At 34.1% G+C, this 17845-nt stretch carries 18 protein-coding genes and 1 pseudogene; all 19 read right to left on the minus strand.

Annotated features, from left to right (window positions below; genetic code table 11):
* Positions 1 to 76 precede the first annotated feature (76 nt).
* Positions 77 to 1012: an ArsA family ATPase gene (locus EKL98_RS08025; RefSeq protein ID WP_126462333.1), complete on the minus strand. Its 936-nt coding sequence runs from the start codon at positions 1010 to 1012 to the stop codon at positions 77 to 79.
* Positions 1013 to 1016: 4 nt separating this feature from the next.
* Complete coding sequence (locus tag EKL98_RS08030; RefSeq protein ID WP_126462330.1) at positions 1017 to 1535, minus strand: Hsp20/alpha crystallin family protein; 519 nt, start codon at positions 1533 to 1535, stop codon at positions 1017 to 1019.
* 29 nt (positions 1536 to 1564) lie between these two features.
* Positions 1565 to 1870 (minus strand): gas vesicle protein, encoded by a 306-nt coding sequence (locus tag EKL98_RS08035; protein ID WP_126462327.1) that lies wholly within the window; start codon positions 1868 to 1870, stop codon positions 1565 to 1567.
* A gap of 16 nt (positions 1871 to 1886) precedes the next feature.
* On the minus strand, positions 1887 to 2201 hold the full coding sequence (locus tag EKL98_RS08040) for a hypothetical protein (protein ID WP_126462325.1): 315 nt from the start codon (positions 2199 to 2201) through the stop codon (positions 1887 to 1889).
* A gap of 26 nt (positions 2202 to 2227) precedes the next feature.
* Complete coding sequence (gvpN, locus tag EKL98_RS08045; protein WP_233579299.1) at positions 2228 to 3154, minus strand: gas vesicle protein GvpN; 927 nt, start codon at positions 3152 to 3154, stop codon at positions 2228 to 2230.
* A gap of 22 nt (positions 3155 to 3176) precedes the next feature.
* Positions 3177 to 3302 carry a hypothetical protein gene (locus EKL98_RS18420; protein ID WP_255416378.1) on the minus strand — a complete coding sequence of 42 codons (126 nt, stop codon included), beginning with the start codon at positions 3300 to 3302 and terminating at the stop codon, positions 3177 to 3179.
* Between the two features lie 56 nt (positions 3303 to 3358).
* Positions 3359 to 3676 (minus strand): hypothetical protein, encoded by a 318-nt coding sequence (locus EKL98_RS17590; protein ID WP_158614853.1) that lies wholly within the window; start codon positions 3674 to 3676, stop codon positions 3359 to 3361.
* A gap of 75 nt (positions 3677 to 3751) precedes the next feature.
* Positions 3752 to 4819, minus strand: coding sequence for a hypothetical protein (locus EKL98_RS08055; protein WP_126462322.1), 1068 nt, complete (start codon positions 4817 to 4819; stop codon positions 3752 to 3754).
* 51 nt (positions 4820 to 4870) lie between these two features.
* Complete coding sequence (locus EKL98_RS08060; protein ID WP_126462319.1) at positions 4871 to 5500, minus strand: hypothetical protein; 630 nt, start codon at positions 5498 to 5500, stop codon at positions 4871 to 4873.
* Between the two features lie 130 nt (positions 5501 to 5630).
* Entirely contained in the window at positions 5631 to 5837 is a 207-nt protein-coding gene (gvpA, locus tag EKL98_RS08065) for a gas vesicle structural protein GvpA (protein WP_126462316.1), read from the minus strand.
* A 649-nt stretch (positions 5838 to 6486) separates the two neighbouring features.
* Positions 6487 to 7878, minus strand: coding sequence for a sigma-54-dependent transcriptional regulator (locus tag EKL98_RS08070; RefSeq protein ID WP_126561994.1), 1392 nt, complete (start codon positions 7876 to 7878; stop codon positions 6487 to 6489).
* Between the two features lie 2 nt (positions 7879 to 7880).
* On the minus strand, positions 7881 to 9362 hold the full coding sequence (locus EKL98_RS08075) for a PAS domain S-box protein (RefSeq protein ID WP_158614920.1): 1482 nt from the start codon (positions 9360 to 9362) through the stop codon (positions 7881 to 7883).
* An 809-nt stretch (positions 9363 to 10171) separates the two neighbouring features.
* Positions 10172 to 11437 carry a YaiO family outer membrane beta-barrel protein gene (locus EKL98_RS08080; protein WP_126462303.1) on the minus strand — a complete coding sequence of 422 codons (1266 nt, stop codon included), beginning with the start codon at positions 11435 to 11437 and terminating at the stop codon, positions 10172 to 10174.
* The gene (locus EKL98_RS08085; protein ID WP_126561996.1) at positions 11434 to 13824 is read right to left on the minus strand and encodes an LTA synthase family protein; all 2391 of its coding nucleotides are present in this window, start codon (positions 13822 to 13824) and stop codon (positions 11434 to 11436) included. The genes EKL98_RS08080 and EKL98_RS08085 overlap by 4 nt, the downstream gene beginning before the upstream one ends.
* Positions 13825 to 13830: 6 nt before the next feature.
* Positions 13831 to 15267, minus strand: coding sequence for a glycosyltransferase family 2 protein (locus EKL98_RS08090; protein ID WP_126462297.1), 1437 nt, complete (start codon positions 15265 to 15267; stop codon positions 13831 to 13833).
* A gap of 2 nt (positions 15268 to 15269) precedes the next feature.
* Positions 15270 to 16373, minus strand: coding sequence for a hypothetical protein (locus tag EKL98_RS08095; protein ID WP_126561997.1), 1104 nt, complete (start codon positions 16371 to 16373; stop codon positions 15270 to 15272).
* A 32-nt stretch (positions 16374 to 16405) separates the two neighbouring features.
* Positions 16406 to 16774 (minus strand): response regulator transcription factor, encoded by a 369-nt coding sequence (locus EKL98_RS08100; protein ID WP_126462291.1) that lies wholly within the window; start codon positions 16772 to 16774, stop codon positions 16406 to 16408.
* Positions 16767 to 16895: a hypothetical protein gene (locus tag EKL98_RS18425; RefSeq protein ID WP_255416239.1), complete on the minus strand. Its 129-nt coding sequence runs from the start codon at positions 16893 to 16895 to the stop codon at positions 16767 to 16769. The genes EKL98_RS08100 and EKL98_RS18425 overlap by 8 nt, the downstream gene beginning before the upstream one ends.
* A 249-nt stretch (positions 16896 to 17144) precedes the next feature.
* Positions 17145 to 17524, minus strand: a pseudogene (locus EKL98_RS08105) (IS1595 family transposase); the annotation flags it as partial.
* Positions 17525 to 17845 lie beyond the last annotated feature (321 nt).

Below are 17845 nucleotides of genomic sequence, written 5' to 3' on the forward strand. Positions count from 1 at the left end.
ATTTACCAGTTTCATTGGCGTTTTCCAAACTTCAAAATTTTCAAAGGGACATTTCATAAACTCTTCAACCGCTTTATTAACTTGTCAATACTTGTCTCAATTTATCCAACGCTTCCAGTCCTTTAATTTCTTCAGCAAATTTTGGCACTTGAACTATATTTAAATTGCTAAACGTTTTTTTAATCTCTTGTAAATAAGGTAATTGATTAGCCTTTACTCTTTTGCAAAAATCACCATCATCCGAAACCATTACATTGTTCACGATAATCTGCCTCGCAATTATTCCGGATGCGCTAAGATCAGCAAGCAGTCTGTCTGTTTCCATGGTAGCCATCGCTTCGGGGATACATACAGGAATAAATTCACATTTGGTTTTATCCCGCAACAGGTTTTGGATTCTTTTTACTATTTTTTTCAGGCTGAATAACAATGCGTCCACCTCATCCTGTTGATAGGACCCCGAAAAACTGGTAACCATATAGCGGTATTTCCATCTCATTCTGGCTGCAACTTTTATCCAATCATCCAATAACTTTGGAGATGAAATCAATCGCAATGCATGCCCGGTGGGTGCTGTATCCACCACATATTTATCGTATCCACCTTCTTCAATAAAATCAATGATGGTTTTAAAACTCATCATCTCATCAATGCCGGGTATTGATAAGTCCAGCATTTCATCGATGTCCTCGCTGTCAAGATTTGTAGAGGTATCAAAAAGTTTTTTCAGCTCATTCCGGTGTTCTGTTTTAAAATTGGAAAGTGCTTTGTCGGCATCTACTTCAAGGGCCGACATGTTAGCTGTACCGTCAACATTTACTACTTTAAAACCAATTTCTTGTTCGAGACAATCCGATACGGAATGAGCCGGATCGGTAGATATAAGTAGCGTTTTAAAATTTTTAGATAATGCCAGGGCAGTAGCTATGGCACAAACACTTTTTCCAACACCACCTTTTCCTCCGAAAATAATGAGTTTTAAGTCCTTGTTTTCTAAGCACTCAAGTGCCATGATTTTATTTTTTAATATTGATTTCAAGGATACCGTTGATGAATTTGTGACTTAAATTTTCTTTAATGACTTTTACCGGAAGCAGTAATTCTTTTCGGTATGTTCGGCTTTTGCTGATCGCAGAAATTTCAAGAATGTCTTCCTTCAAGTCGATTATAAGGTCATTTTCCTCTATTCCAGGCATTTCGGCAATGACAACAATTTCATTCTCTTCATCAAAGATGTCTGTTATCGGTTCCCGCTCTTCATCTACTTTAGGCCCTTCGGGTGTTTTTTTTATGTTCCCGAAAGTTTCCACTTTTGGGGTACCACCACCTGCCGTGTTGATGGTAAAGCCATAAACGCCTTTCATGCCTTTTTTGATATGATCAAAATTGATCTCCCCTTCCTTACTTATTCCGGCCTTTTCTTCGAGCTTTCCCGCAAGGTCAACCAATTTTTCGATGCCTTTGAACAAACCGCCAAGCCCGAAAATTTCAAAATCAGCTTCGTCTCTTTTTCCTTTATTTTTATCGTTTTCCATTTTATTGATAATTTATTAGGTTCTGTAAATTATAATGGTTTACTAATAGCTTCAAGCTTTTCCAGACGAGCCTCTAAAGTTTCATGTTGTTGCATCAGCTCTTTTTCTCTAGCTTTAGTGGACAGGTAAGTATCTTCCTGCCACCAGTTGATACCCATCTCCATGGCCTTGTCAACTGAACAAACCAGTAGTCTGATTTTTATAGTAAGTAAATCAATATCAGCTATTTGTATCTTAATATCACCTGCTATTACAATCCCTTTATCGAGTACTCTTTCAAGAATATCAGCAAGGCCAGTCGCATTAATTGAATGGGTGGGTTGTGTTTGTGACATAATAAGCGTATTGTTTTTAATAGTCTATCGACATGGTTTTAAAATTCGGTTTCTCCTCATCTTTGTTTGTTTGATAGCTTTCTGTCCTATCTGGATTTTGGAGCAGTATAGATTGTCCATTATAAAACTCTTGAATTTCGTTTAGCCTAATTTGAATGATATTAAGTCTTCGCGAAATCAATATTTCTTCGCTTCGCAAACGAGTTCTTTCCTTTTCAAGCATATACATTTTTAAAAAATCAGAACCTTCATTATTTGAAATGGCTGATTTTTTTGTATTGTACATTGTTTTGATACTTCCAATCCCTTTTACTGCATTTGAAGTTGGCATAATATATTATATTAGTTGATGGGTAATTAGCAATTTTTTTCGATCAGTTCATTAACAATTAATCTAACCTTTTCCTGATTGGTTTTTGAGCCAACCCTGCTGGTTTCAGAAGTAAGTATATCCTGACATATTAATCTAAACATTTCGTTGTTTTTAGAAGGAGTTGCATTTATGGTTGCCAAAGTTTTTGCAATCATAATAGAGCCACGAACGGTTGGGTCAAATTCTGTTTTCCCAGATTCGCGTAAGCCTCTCACAATCTTTATGATTTTTTCAGCATCGTCCAATGTAAGGTTTGATTTAGCCCTGGTAATCTGTAACTCAGTTTCGTAATCAAAATGATCGAGATCCATGGTTACCATCCTGTCGCGCAATGCGTCCTGAGTCCGGTTAACACCCGCATATTCTTCAGGATTTGAAGTAAAGATGGCACGAAATTCTGGATGTACTTTCATATAATAATCCTCTTCTTTTCCTGCCGAGGTGCTCATCATTTTTTCCTGAAGGATGGGCAGTAATATATTATTTGCTTCGGCACGTGAGCGGGTAAATTCATCATAAATAAGTGTGAAACCATTTTTAACTGCTATTGTTAAACGATTATTCACCCATTTTTTTTCCATGTCTTCCTCAACTTTGTGAACACTATGTATAAATCTATCGTCTAATTTTTTAAATCTATATCCAGACTCGCTACCAACCAGATCGGATGTTTTATACTCCGCATCGCCATGAATAATGACTACTGGTCTTCCAATTTTACTTGCTAAATGCATAGCCACAGTTGTTTTTCCAGTTCCAGATGGGCCTCTAAAATGTACTGGAAATCCTGCTTTTATGTAGGTAAGACTACGCTCTGTAATATCTTTAATGTACGCTGTCTCAACAAAATCCGACATGGGCTTAGGTTCAAGGACCGTGTTAGTTTCATTGTTCATTATTTTATTCTCCATAATTTTCACCTTTATTATTTGATTAAAACTCCTGTTTAGGTAATTGTTCCAGAGTCAATTTCCAAATGTTCCTCGCCTCTTCAATGTCTTGTATCATTCTTGCCCTTGTTTTTACAAATTCTTCCTTGCGGGCATAATGCTTAGCCATGGCCTCTAATCTTTTCGTAAGACCTTTCCTTATTGTGTTGCTGGTATTGTTCATTATTAATTACCTTCATATCCTTTGCCTTTACAACGTGTACAAGGCAAGCCGTCATTTGATTTTCCTGTACCCTTACATTGCGAACATTTTGTATTGCTTTGGCAATAATTACTTCCCTTTCCACCACATACAATACAAGGGACTCTGGCTCCCAGCGGATTTTTACCTGTACCCGAACAAAAAACACAGGCTATTGCAGGATTCTCCACTTCAACCTGTCCAGTTCCTTTACAAACCTGACAACCCGACATTGGTGAGAGTAAATCATAAGGATCCTTTCCAAGACCATTACAAAAGGTGCAACTGATTGTTTTTGACATGGTTTTTATATCAATTATAAATTAAAAATGCTGAGTTGAAGAAAATGCCCCACAACTCTTGCTCAGTACAGGATATTATTTTATCGGGAAGTAAATATTTTCAACTTTTTGAACTTTCCCCTCATCTAATAAATTTTTAGCTACAAACCCAAGCTTCATGCGTGTTTCTCCCAGTGGCTCTTCCATTTCTGAAATTCTTACACCTTGTGGATGGTTGTTGATATAATCCGTTACTTTCTCTTCCAAAGTTATTGGGATTACTGCTTTGGTTTCCACTTTTTGCTGAACTTCAACCTGAATTACCTTTACTTCTTTAACTGGAGTTTCTATTTTAACTTCTTTTTTTTCAATTTTTTTAGCTACTTCCTTAGGCTGAGCAACAACTTTATTTCGTAATTGAGTAAGAATTTCCGACATTTTTTTCCATGATGCTGATGCATCACCTCTGTCTTTCGCATAATCACCAAGTAGCGCTTTAATTGCTTTTTTAAGGTTTTTTACATCATTTTGGATCCCTTTCATTACTACATCAAATTCCTTAAGCCTGGCTATTTCGCCGTTAGAAAGCAAATTATGAGTATATGTGAAAATCCTTAAAATCTCTCCATTTATACCTTTCATAAGGATGGAAAATTCTTCAAGCCTGTCCGTTTCGCTTTTCTCAAGCAAACTATGGGTATATGTAAAAATATCTGAAACTTCTGTATTTATGTTTTTCATAAGACTAGCAAATTCCTTGAGCCTTTCTGTTTCGTTAGTTTCAAGCAAATTATCCGTGTAAGTAAAAATCTCTGAAATCTTATTGTTGATACTTTTCATAAGAGCAACAAATTCTTTCATTCTATTTTTTTCACCCTCATTTAACCCTGCTCTTAGAGCTGTTGCCATATTCTTATTTTCTTTACTAATTTTTTTCAAGGAAATATCTGAATCTTTTAACCGTTTTTGTTCGTCCTTTTCAAGTTTTACTCTTAAAGCTACAGCATTGGCATTTAAAGCCACTGACATCTCTTGATGATCCTTTTGAAATCCATCAAGGGTTTTTTGTACTTCAATTACAAGCTCTTCATTTTCCTTGTTTCTTTTTTTGAATGAAGCAAGTATGTCTTCGCTTAAATTTTTCATTTCTGATGATAGTCTCATTTTTTATTTTTTAATTATTAATGAATATTTAATTCCCTATGGTTATTTACCCTATTGGATACTTGACATAAGGCCTTGATTCTCTTTAATTATTTGATCTTTAACTTTTTTTATATCCTTTACCAGAATATTATCGCCTTTTTTAAGTAAGTTTTCAAGGCATTCTATCATACTGTTATGTATTTTCTGAAAATTCAAGAATGTTTTCATTACCTTTTCCTTTCTCATTTCCTGTAGTTTGGGGATTTGAGAAAGCTGCTCTTTGATGATGCTTATTCTTTCCAGCGCATCTGGTGAGGTAATGTCTTTAAGACCTAACAGACCATTCTTAAGCGATTGGGCAGTTTCTTTCTGGGTTTCAACAAAATTCAAAAACTGGCTTTCGGCTTCGCTTCTCTTTTCATCGATTATATCAAAAATACACGACATTATTGTATTGTAATCTTTTTTTCGCAGGGAACCATTTTTTGCCAGAGTTTCGCTAAGTCTGGAATTTAATATCTCTATTTCCTTTGTAAGTTCGTTTAGAGAATTATTGACATTCCCGAACAAGGAATAAGATGATTCTGTAATATTTTCGGATGATTGAAAGACAGTTTGAATTTTTTGAATCCGGCTTTCATAAGATGTTATAATATTGTCGAAAAAACCATCTATATTTAATTCAGGTTGAGTATTCATTGTGGTTGAATAGGTTGATGAAAAATAGGGATTGATGAGTTTGAAATAGAAATTCTTGGTAAATCATGCTTCCGAGCATTAATCCGTAAGGATGATTTAGCAAGAACACCTATTTTTTAACTACAAATGCCTAAGCGGCTTTAGCAGTTAATCCAATTGCTTCTGCATACTTTAAGTATGTTTCAACTGAGGCAACAACGATTCTTGCTTCAATAGCAAGTAACTCAATACCTACCAACGAAACTCTTACCCAGGCATCAACTACAACACCCTTGTCCAAGATACGATCAATAACCTCTACGAGGCTAGATGATCCAATTGTTTTTTCTACTGCCATTTTTTATTAAATTAAGTTATTAATAAAACCGTGCTTTACAAATTAGAGGGACGGCTTACCTCTTGTCCTGAGCGTATTACAAGTAGTGTGCCGAAAAGTAAGTAAACAGGAATATTGCATTGTATTATACAGTACAGTATGCTGTAATTGAGGTATATAGGTGTTTATATAAGTAATAGGAACGATATATTGTTGCATATTATAATGTCAAACCTTCAGTAAAGACTGGGGTTGAGTTAAAAACAAACAAGACATTATTTCAATATCATTAATTAATTGTGATTTTTTATAAAAAAAATAAATTATATTAATATATTTTTTACGAAAAGATTAGTAAAAATGGATAATAATTGAAATTATCGCACACATGTGCGGAAATGGGAGAACTTCATCTGGTAGGCAGGCTCTCAACAAATGGTTAAGTGCAATTAACTTCGTCAGTTACATTATCCACAAAAAGGTTAACGAATTCAACTTACAAAACGGATAGGTAAATTTGTAAGTCCGAGACTTCCTGAGTCAAGGAGCATTCCTAACCCGACCGTCCTTCCCGAATCTGATAATGACATTGAGCCTTCCCGGACCTGATCTGAGATCTCCTGAATAGAACGATACTTTTTATATCAGAAGTATTGTTGGTTATCGTTTTTTACTCTTCGTTTTTATTAACAGATATATTGTACTTTTTCATTTTTCGCAAGAGAGCATCGCGGGTAATTCCCAGCATATCAGCTGCAGCCGTCTGATTGCATTTACAATTTTGTAGAGCTTTACGTACCATTTTAATTTCGTGGGTTCTCAGATTGACTGAATCAGAATGAGCTTCCGATGAGGATGTTTTTTGCGATTTTACAGGGAAGTCATTTATCCCGAGCAGGTTGCCTTTGCAAAGAATGAGGGCCCTTTCGGTCATATTTCTCAATTCTCTGACATTTCCAGGAAAATCATATTTCAGGAGCGCATCAAAAACCTCTTTGGAGATATGAATGTTTGGTTTTTTAAATTTCGTTGCATAGTCATCAACATAATGGATCAACAGAGGTTTGATATCTTCTGGCCTTTCCCTAAGGGGCGGAATATGTATATGCAGTGTATTGAGCCGGTGAAGCAGATCGAGCCTGAATTTTTTTTGCTCCACTTTTTTATAAATATCATGATTGGTGGCAGAAATAATCCGGAAGTCAGTATGTATCGGGTTTGTATCCCCCACCCGGGTGATTACCTTTTCTTCCGTGGCACGCAGAATTTTCGCCTGTAGGTTTAATGGCATATCTGCGATTTCGTCAAGAAATAGGGTACCGCCGTTACACACTTCAAAGTAACCCATTTTATCGGAGATGGCACCGGTAAACGATCCCTTTTTATGGCCAAAAAATTCGCTTTCCAAAAGTGATTTTGTAATGGCACTACTATTAACGGCACAAAAAACAGGATCCTTCTTTTCGCTCGAATAATGTATGATTCTGGCAATATTTTCTTTTCCGGTTCCACTTTCGCCGGTTATCAGCACATTAGCATCGGGATAATTTGCGGCGATGATGGCTTGTTCAAATACATTCAAAATCTGTGGGCTGACTCCGATAAACTGTCGGTTGATTTTATCTTCGAGGGTTTTGGATATTAATGAGTTCTTTTCTTCCATCTGCTTCAGCCTTCGTTGCATCTGAAGATATTTTCGGGTACGCTCAATCGCAATCTGAATGTCAATAAACCGGAAAGGTTTGCGCAAATAATCGAATGCCCCAAATCGCATGGCTTTGATCACCGTATCCATATCGCCATGAGCCGAAATGACGATGACTTCCATCTCAGCGTATTGGATTTTTACCTCTTTCAGAATATCAAGGCCATTCACACCAGGCAACCGCACGTCAAGGATTAAAAGATCAATTTTATTATTTTTTAATACTTTTTTCCCTTCTGCGGCTGTGTTGGCCTCATAAAATTCAAAGTCTGAATCCAGAAAAAAACCAATCAATTCTTCTGTGAATTGCTTCTCATCATCAATGATCAAGATTTTTATTTTCTCTTTTTTTTCCATTTTTACTTTTTCTTTTGAGTATCCAAAACTAGTTTTATTTTCGTTCCATAAAAATGATCGCTCGTTATGTCTATGGTTCCGTTCATTTCCTTGATTATCTGATAACAGATTGATAATCCAACTCCGGTTCCCTTTCCTTCATCTTTTGTAGTATAAAAAGGAAGTAAAATATTATTGATATCGTCATTTCCAATGCCAATACCATTATCTGTAACTTCTACGATTAGAAATTGATTCTGCTGATACGTTCTGATCCCAATGAGTGTTTCAAAATAATCTTCCTGTATGCTTTGCTTTTCTTCTATTGCATCTTTGGCATTGGCCAGCAGATTAATAATAACCTGCTCAAATTTGTAGGTATTGCCAACTATATGAGGAATTTGTTTATCAAGTTGGAGGTTCAGGTTGATTCCAAGGTGTTTCAACTGTTCTATTGATATAGTAACGGCATTTTCGATGCTTGAATTAATATCGAAAGCTGTCAATATGTAATCGCTGTCGTTTCTTGAAAATGCCCTGATATGATCTATAATGTTCCTGATCCGGATTATATTTTCAAAAATTTTGCTTGATTTATTTTCAAGGAATTCAATGTTGATAGTTTCGGTTTTGGCAGACTCAAATAAAATCTTATCCATTACCATAGAAATGATATTTAATGGCTGGTTGATCTCATGTGCAATACCTGTGGCCATTTCTCCAAGGTTGGCCATCCGGTCGGCATGAAGTTGTTTTGCCTCTATCTTCTTACGTTGTGAAATATCACGGATGATGATCATGAATGATAAGGACACCCCATCCGGGTCCTGTATTAAAGTGACACTCGTTTCACCGGCAAATAACGATTGATTTAGCTTTCTAATTTTTAATTCAATATTTTGTGATAGTCCTTCATTCATTGTCTTTTCAATGATTTTTCTTATCGTATTTTTTTCATCAAATGGAATGAATCGGAAAATTTTTTTGCCTACCAAATCATCTTTGGTATCGGTGCCAAATAATTCAAGCCCGATTTCAGAAACCTCAGTAATGACTCCTTTCATATTGATTAATAAAATACCATCGGGAGATGCATTTAGCAAGGTTTTGTATTTTCCTTCGCTTACTTCCAGCGCCTGCTTGGCCTGTATGTGATTGGTAATGTCATGGACAACAGTAAAACGGCATTTTTTATTCCGGATATATACATTATCTGCCGATAACAGCACATGCTTCACATCTCCATTCTTCGCTATCAGATTTGCTTCCAGGTTAGATATTTTTTGATTGGTATCTATCTTCAGGTATAGGGTATTTAGACTTTCAAGTGTTAAAATACCAAATTCCACAGGTGCTTTACCTATGACTTCATTTTTATCAAATCCGAGCAAATTGCAAAATGCGTCATTCACTTCAATATATTCTCCTGTAACCAAATCGCTTAAACTACAAGCAGATGGATTGAGATAAAATTTTTTTAAAAATTTTTTTTCTGATAGTTTCATTTGAGATATATCTTTAGCTGACTCTGAAAATGATCCGTTTACCATGCCAAACACTCTGTGATACCTTAGTTTCCACAAAAAATTGTATGCCGGACTTTACAATAAATGGTACAGAACAAAAATCTGGCGCTCCGTTTAATATTTCACAAGCAATTCCGTCTATTTCATCGCAGCGTTTGGGCGGATGAATCATGAGAACTAATTGTATTAAAAGTTCTTTTCTTACATAGCCGTGTCTCGTCCTGAAAAAAAATTACACTTATTGATTAAAAATCCTACTGCAAATCTATACATTTAAATTAATCCTGAATATCGTTTATACTATTTATTCGACTTTACTCAATAACAAATTGGATAATGATAAAAATTTAGGCATCTGTAAAAGCTTCTGAAATGAAGAATTAAACCAGCTGAATATTTATCAAGTTATAGTGCTTGATAAAAAATATTGATTTGCTCGGATGTTTTTCCTTTTAAACTGCGTTTAAAGCGAATCATACTATTTACAATCATTTACTTAAATTAATGTTTGTCAAGTGGAATTTTTTTTAATAGGTATTTGATTATTAATATTTTGCACTATAATATTACATATAAAATACATCAAAAAAAAATATTTTTGATGTATTGCATTAAAATGCTTCAAAACACATAATCTTAAAAAAGCAGAATCGTTTTTAACAAAAAGCAGTTTTTCAGCATTTGTTTTATTGGTTTTTAGAAACAGTGAGTTCGATTTTTTATACATGAAGAATCCTTCTTTTGAAGCAAAAAAAGATTTGGAAAATTAAATTAGAAATGGGAATCGGTTATTTGAATTTTAATTCCCATGAAAGTACTAGAGAATAAATCCAAAAGAAATTTCCTTGGTCAAATATTATTTCTTGGTGTGTAACCGCTAATTGTGTTCCCCAGGCATTTTGCTTATTAGATGAGGTAAAATAATACCCAAGATTAATTCTTTGGGCTTCTAAGGCGACAAATTTAGCTGCATTTTCATCAATAGCGAACTGATTAATTTCCGGAGAGAAACCCATACTAACGGCTACTCCTAAATAATTATCAGCGTCACTTCGGTATTTTCTATAGGTAAAAGTCCCGGATATACTGGTTCCTGTTACTCCGGGAGTAAAGTAAGGACGGAAAGATAAATAACTGTTTCCGGTATACCAGCCCAGAGATCCAGTATAAATATTGGTGGTAGTATTGTATTTCAAGGTGCGGAATCCTAGGGAAATTTCAAAGCTTTTAGGTAGTGATTTAAATAATTCAGCACCATATTTTATATCTGGAAACAAAAAAGTACTGGCGATGCCAAAATTCACATAGGCATATAGTCCTTTTGTAATTTTTGGGTATAAATCTACTTCATATTGCACTCCATTTTCGTTGAATCTCCTGTTGAAATTTACTCTTCCTATGATGCTTCCGTATTTCGTTTGCCGCCTGTACATTAGCGCATGGTATTGCATTGGATCAAAAACATCGGAATAAAGGTCTACGGAGGAAGTTATTCCTATGGCATTTTGGCTCAAGCCATTGTTTAAATTCGCCTTGTAGTCTTTGGCTTTCTGATCCTCCGGATTTGTATCTAATAGGAGCTGAATCGTGCTTAATGCTTCTAATGTATTATTGCTGTTTTCTTGTGCGCTCGCCTTCAAATACAATAGTTCAGTGTCTTTTGGAAATATTTTTAAAGCATTATTTGTCATTTCTAATGCGGCAAATGGCAAATCTCCCCACAATTCATTTTTTATGGCAGCTATCCAGGTAGTTTTATTCTCAATGTCTTTTTCGAGGACATAATTAAATTCTTTTCTTGCTTTTTTATAGTCGCCGTCCCAAGAATAGGTTGTCGCTAAAAAAGAGCGGATATCATGGTAATTAGGATATGTTGTCAAAATGAATAACAAGGTGTCTTGTGCTTGCTTGCGTTGTTGATTAAAAGCTAAATTGCGAGCAATTTCAAAAGAAGCATCAGGATCTCCCTCAAATTTAGTTTCTTGTGCGGACATTTGAAAGCCGCCAAAAAACAGGGCTAGAAAAAGTAGTTTTAGCATTATTTTTGAAATCATTTTTTCAGATTTTTTTTAAAATTAGAGTATTCTTTATTTTTAGGATATAGTATCAATAGGCTGTCAATCAGTGTGTTTGAATTTTTTAGATTGTGAATTCTATAGTATGCTTGTGCCAGTTTATAACCCAATTCTGCATCATTTATTTGATTACCCAATGCTAGCTTGCCAATTGCGACCCCTTTATTGTTTTGCCCTAACCACCAATACACATCCATCAGTGCTAAATAGGCATCGCTATAAAAAGGGGTTCTGTTGATAACTTCCAATAATTCTTTTTCGGCGTTTTTATAATCGCCATCCCAAGCTAACGTTCGGCCTTTGAGTGTTCTTACTTCGCCATAATTAGGAAGTTCATTCAAGATGTAATCACATAATAATCGGGCTTTTTCACGCTCTTTTGTAAATGCTAATTCTCTGGCTAAAAAGAAAACCTGATCACGATTCAATCCTTTTGTTAATTTTTTAATGGTCAAAAATTCTTCAGCAGTAAACGTATAAGCAGGTTTCTTAAAGCTTGTAGCAGCCTTTGTGATTTTATTCTTTGTAGTTAAATAAGCATTTAATTTTTTGAAATCAGTAAAAAAATTGCTTATCGTTTCAGTCATGTCGTTGTTTGCTTCACTAAGATTTAAATTTTCATCAATCTTAAATACAGTCCCATCAGAATAGAAATAGTCCTTATAAATATAATCATTGATGCTTCCTTTGTATCGCATCAGCGGAATGCTATGGATATTTCTGAATTCTCGCACGGTGTCGAGTCCCTGACCAAGCCAGGTCGTTTTTTCTAATGGATTAAATTCATAATTATTTGTCAAAAAAGAAATTAAACTTGGCGTAACATCGCTATGGGAAGAAATAGATTTGAATGTTGCCGTTTTCTTCAACATGGGGCTGTAAATGTAAAAAGGAACATGAAAACGGGATAAATTATCTTTTTGAGGAACTGGAATTAACCTGTGATCCCCCGTAATAATAAAAATGGTGTTTGCATACTCGGGTCTTTTAGCATAGGCTTGCATGAAATTCTGTATCGCATTGTCTGTGTACAACAAACACGCAAAAATATCTTTGTAATCGTTCCATTTGTCTTTTTCAAAATATGATTTGGTTTCTAAAATGCGTTCTACTTTTTCTAAATACGCTTTTTTAGAAGGAAAATTAAAGGGTTCGTGATTGGTAAGCGTCATGATGATATCCAGGCGAGGTTGTTTAGTATCTTTTAATTCAGATAATGTTTTACGAAAAATCTCCGCATCAGGATAGCCCCAGGAAAAACCGCCTGCATTTTTCTTTGTTTTTGTATATCCTGGGCCAAATTTATCGATATCTACAATTTTATCGATACCATTGTATTCCAGAAAATTACTTTTTTTGTCAAAACTGGAGTCATCGCCACAAAAATAATTGGTAGTGTATCCATTTGATTTCAGAATACTGATTAGTGAATTGTGCTTGGGTAAGGGATTCAATTCCATAAAGCCATTTTCTCCAAACGGCAACGAACCTATTAATGAAGGGAGTGCGCCAAATGTTCGACCTGCATTGCTCACGAAATTCTCCCAGTAAAGCGATTTTGATACCAAGGCGTCAAGGTAAGGCGTGAAACCTTTATAATCGCCATTGTTAGTAAAATCGCTACCAAGTCCTTCAACAATTATAAAAACCACATTTGGTTTCTCTTTTTGAATGTTAAAAAACGAAGCCAGGACATCTTTAGTTTCTTCAGAGGCTCGTTCTAATGGGTATTCTTTCTTAAAAGAGAAGTCGCCTTGAGACGCTAAAGCGATGTCATTTTTAGCTCTTAGAATATCACTCAACAAAAAATTTAATTTGTTTTGAGAAGCAGTTTTATTGCTATTGGCAATTAATAAATTCAAACTTCCAAAAAAGAATACCACTAGAAGTAAAATTTTTGTGTTGATTTTATGTCCAAATAAATGGAACAACCAGTTCAGTCCCCAATACATTGCAGGTATAACTACAAAAGGTAAAAATGTCAGCAAGGATAAGGATAAAGATGCAGAAACAGTGGTGTACATATCACTCAATGAATAACCTAGAAGGTCTGCTCCAAGATTGATATGAGTGGTAAGGCTGTATCCCGTTAATCCAACTTGGATGAGTACGATACTGGAGAATAGTATTCTGATAACCAGTATTCCAATAGTATTTTTTATATATTCTAATCCTAAATACAGTGGAAAAAATAATATTCCGAGGAGTATTCCCGTAAAAAAATCATTAAATACTTTATAAATAAATGACAGTAATTCAAAATTTTTGAATACATCAATGAAACTCAACAGACAAAATATAAGGATCAACGAAACCGTAGCGTAAATATATTCTAAACTTTTTTTATAAGTAAATTTCGTTTTCATTTGCGTTTAATTAGATGCTTTAGTCATTCCTTTTCGGGTCATTTCTCCCCATTTTTTCTTTTTATTAAAATAGTAATCGCTATTCCCTTGAATCGCTGCATATAAAATAAAGGGATGATTGACAAATGGTTCTAAAAAAGCAATTAGCAATAAGTGAACGCCTGTTCCTTTCTTTTTATACTGATGATAGGTGAGTTCTTCTGTAATTAAGGATATTAAAGAAAAAAAAACGGTAAATAAATAGGCTAAAAGTAAAAAGGCAAGTGAATAATCCCAGCGTACTTGATTAAACACAATAAGAATTCCAAAATAGAGCAGACCTGCCACTTCTATGATAGGAGCCATTCTTTCGAAAAAAAACCAATAGGGATAACTCAGCATTCCCAGCGCCTTGTATTTTGGATTAAATCCAACTTTTCGATGTCTTCTCAAAGTTTCAATAGTTCCGCGAGTCCATCTGTTTCTTTGTGAAATAAATGTTTTATAATTATCAGGTGCTTCCGTCCAACACAGCGGATCAGGAATATAGGCAACTTTGTATTTTTTTTTCTGTTCTTCCATGTAGCCTCTCATTCGTACTACAAGTTCCATGTCTTCTCCTACCGTACGGATGTCATAACCGCCTACCCTGATCGCAATTTTTTTGTCAAACAAGCCAAAAGCGCCGGAAATCACTAACAACCCATTAAGTCTGCTCCAGGCCATTCTTCCTAATAAAAAAGCACGAATGTATTCTAGGATCTGGCCTTGCTCTAGTAATTTTTTAGGAAAATTGATATCTTGCAACTTGCCTTCTTTGACAATGCATGAATTCGAAATTCTAATGACTCCTCCAGCAGCAATAACTCTTCTGTCAGTAGTTTCAAGAAAGGGTTTAATCATTTTTTGGAGTGAATCTTCAAGCAATAAACAATCGACGTCTATGCAGGCAACATACTTACTGTTGCTTATATTAAGGCCCATATTCAAAGCATCTGCTTTTCCTCCGTTTTCTTTGTCAACAACAATTAATTTTTCAAATGCAGGATTTGTTGATTTGTAAATTCCTTTTCTGAGCGGTCTGGTTGGGATTTGTTCGTTAATAAGCAAGGATACGGGCACTAGTTCATACACCAGAATGAGTTTTTCTAAACTGTCATCTTTGCTACCGTCATTTACTATAATTACATCATAATTTACGTAGTGGTTTGACAATAAAGAGCGTACGTTTTCAACGATATTTAAACTTTCATTATAGGCTGGAGCTATAATTGAAATGGAAGGGGAGCTATTTGAAGATAATATTTCTATGTAATTCACAAAACTGTTTTTTCGTTTGTATTCTATTGTTTCTACAGCAGAAATGGCGGCAAGTATGAGATAAGACACTATAGCCGTCATGCTATAAATAAAAAACAAATAATGGATTGTTTCAAATATAATTTGTTCGGTACTGTTTCCCATACTTAATTGTTTTCAATAAAATTAACAATTTTCAAAAATTGTGGATCAGAAGATTCTAATTTAAGCAGATTGAATTTTTCGGTATTAAGGATTTTTAAAATTTTTAATGAGGAAACCTTAATTTCAAAAATTGTATAATGTATGTATTGCATCAGAAACAATTCGTCACTGGTTTCATATAAATTTTCCATCATTTTAAAAAAAGCAATTTGTTCCTCCGGACTGCGTTGCTCTATATTAATTTTCAAAATTTCTTTGGCTTCTGAGGCATTTAAATAACTCAATACTTGAATGGACTCTAGTCTTATTTTTTTATTAATGTGGTACAACAAATGGATTAGTTCCTCTTTTGCTTCAAACTGATTGTACGTTTTTGCTAGTTTCAAAGAAAATATGACTACTGAATCATTAGAGGAACCCAACCAGGATTTAATATTAGAGATATTCTGATTTTCCAGTCTTTGTAGGACTTCTAATAATTGAATCTGATCCCATTCAGACAGTTGTGTTTCTAAAATGTCTAAAAAATTCAGTCCTTCAAAATAAAATAAATTGACCATATACAATTGCATTTCTTTTCGAACCTCTCTTCGGGGATGGTTTATGTGAACAATCACTTCATCATGTGCTTCCTTTACCTTAAATTGCTTTAATTCCCGGATTACTTTGGCAATAATATACCATTTTTTATGCTTTAATTGCGATAAAGTGTAGTTGATAAGACCAGTTTGAAAATAGAGTTTTTGAATAGATTCATCAATTTCTCCTGAAACCTCATTTTTTAACTTTAGCAAAACAGCAATTAAAATTTTTCGTTTGAATAGATCCGTTAGAGAGTCTTTTAATTCATCTATTATCACTTGCTGTTCCGGACTGATCTCTTGTTCTTCATCTCCAGAATATAGATATCGGATTAGAAGCGTTTCATATTTGCTTTCATATTCAGCCGTAATCCGTTCTTTTTTTCTCAGATGGCTTCTCAAATATTTCAAGTATAGTATTAGAGGAAGAAGAATAAGAATAAAAAGACCACTTATCATCCATGCCACTTGAATGATAAGTGGTGACCCATTGAAATAGTCAAGTAAGTAATAATTTGTATTCATATAGCAACCCCAGGGTTCTTTATAGGGACTTGTTAGCGCAACAATCTTTTTACTCTAATCACTAGTTCGTTAGGACTTAAAGGCTTACTCATAAAATCAGTAGCGCCTAAATCAAATGCTTTAAGAACAATTTCCTCTTGTCCCGCCGATGAAAAAACGATGATTGGGATTTGTAGGTTCAATTTATTTCTTACATAGCTGATAACTTCTAAACCACTAATAAAAGGCATCATGATATCAGTCAAAATTAAGTCAGGATTGTGTTCTTCTATTATTTCAAGTGCTTCTTTTCCATTTACAGCTGTCAGGATTTTATAGCCCTCTTTTTCCAATCGAAACTTTAATAATAATAAAAAAATAGAATTATCTTCAGCCAAGACGATTTTTTTCAAATCACTCATTGTCTACTGCTTTTAATTTTGGGAATAAAGTACGGTTTTTGTCTTTTATTTTTAAGGGGAAAAACAGTATAAGTTCGTCCATTTTATTTAGTTTTTGTACTGTTATAAATTTTTGTTTCATGGATTATATTTGGAAAATCTAAATTAAAATTATTATTAATATTTAATTAAGTAATGAGATTAAAATAATGTTGTATTTGTTTTTAACTCAACCTCAGTCTTTATTATAGGTTTGACATTATAATACGCAACAATATATCGTTCCTATTACTTATATACGCAATCGCATATTGAATAGTTTTTATTTTTAATGAATTAGTTTCTTGAGGTCGGTATCTAACCGCATATTATTTCTTTATGACAAATATTATCTGCCTTTCTCCAAACCACCAACAACGGATTCATCTACATTTATAATCCCTTTCATGGAAAATTTTTACTTGATTTCATTGCTTCTCGAACTTTTTACATAAACATTCTTGCTATTTTTTTTTGAACTCCAAATTGAACAGCCATTTGAGATGCAGAAAGACTTTTTGTGGTTGTAGCCATTTCAAAGCAAATGAAAAATGCTTTTCTTAATCCAAATTTCACTTTATGGAATAGCGTATTAGCCATAGTTTATTCAGTATCATTACAAATATTTTAGGTTCTTGCATAGTCTTTGCGAATTTGACTTTTAGTATGACTACAGTTTCTACAAACATACTTCTCTGAGCATTTTATTTTTAAAAGGTATTATCTACAAATTTAATCACTATTAAAGCGTTCAGCAAACTCTATAAGGTTTTGACCTTTGGGAATTACCATTTTATCGGTCTTTTATAGACTTTAAATATATGAAATTTAATACTGACCTCAATACTTTTTTATCCAAACAAATTTTTTGTTTTTTTTAAAGTCAAAATTTTTGGTTTGGAGCCATCATTTTAATCGAAAAGAAGACAAAAGAATAGGTGGCTTTCAAGATCCAATAAATAGAATTTTAAAAACACAATTGTAAAGGATAAATATTTTAAGCGAAGATACGCAAGTAGGTTTTCATCAAGTTTAAGTTCGATTTTTCTAAGG

This window comes from Flavobacterium bomense, assembly GCF_003970355.1.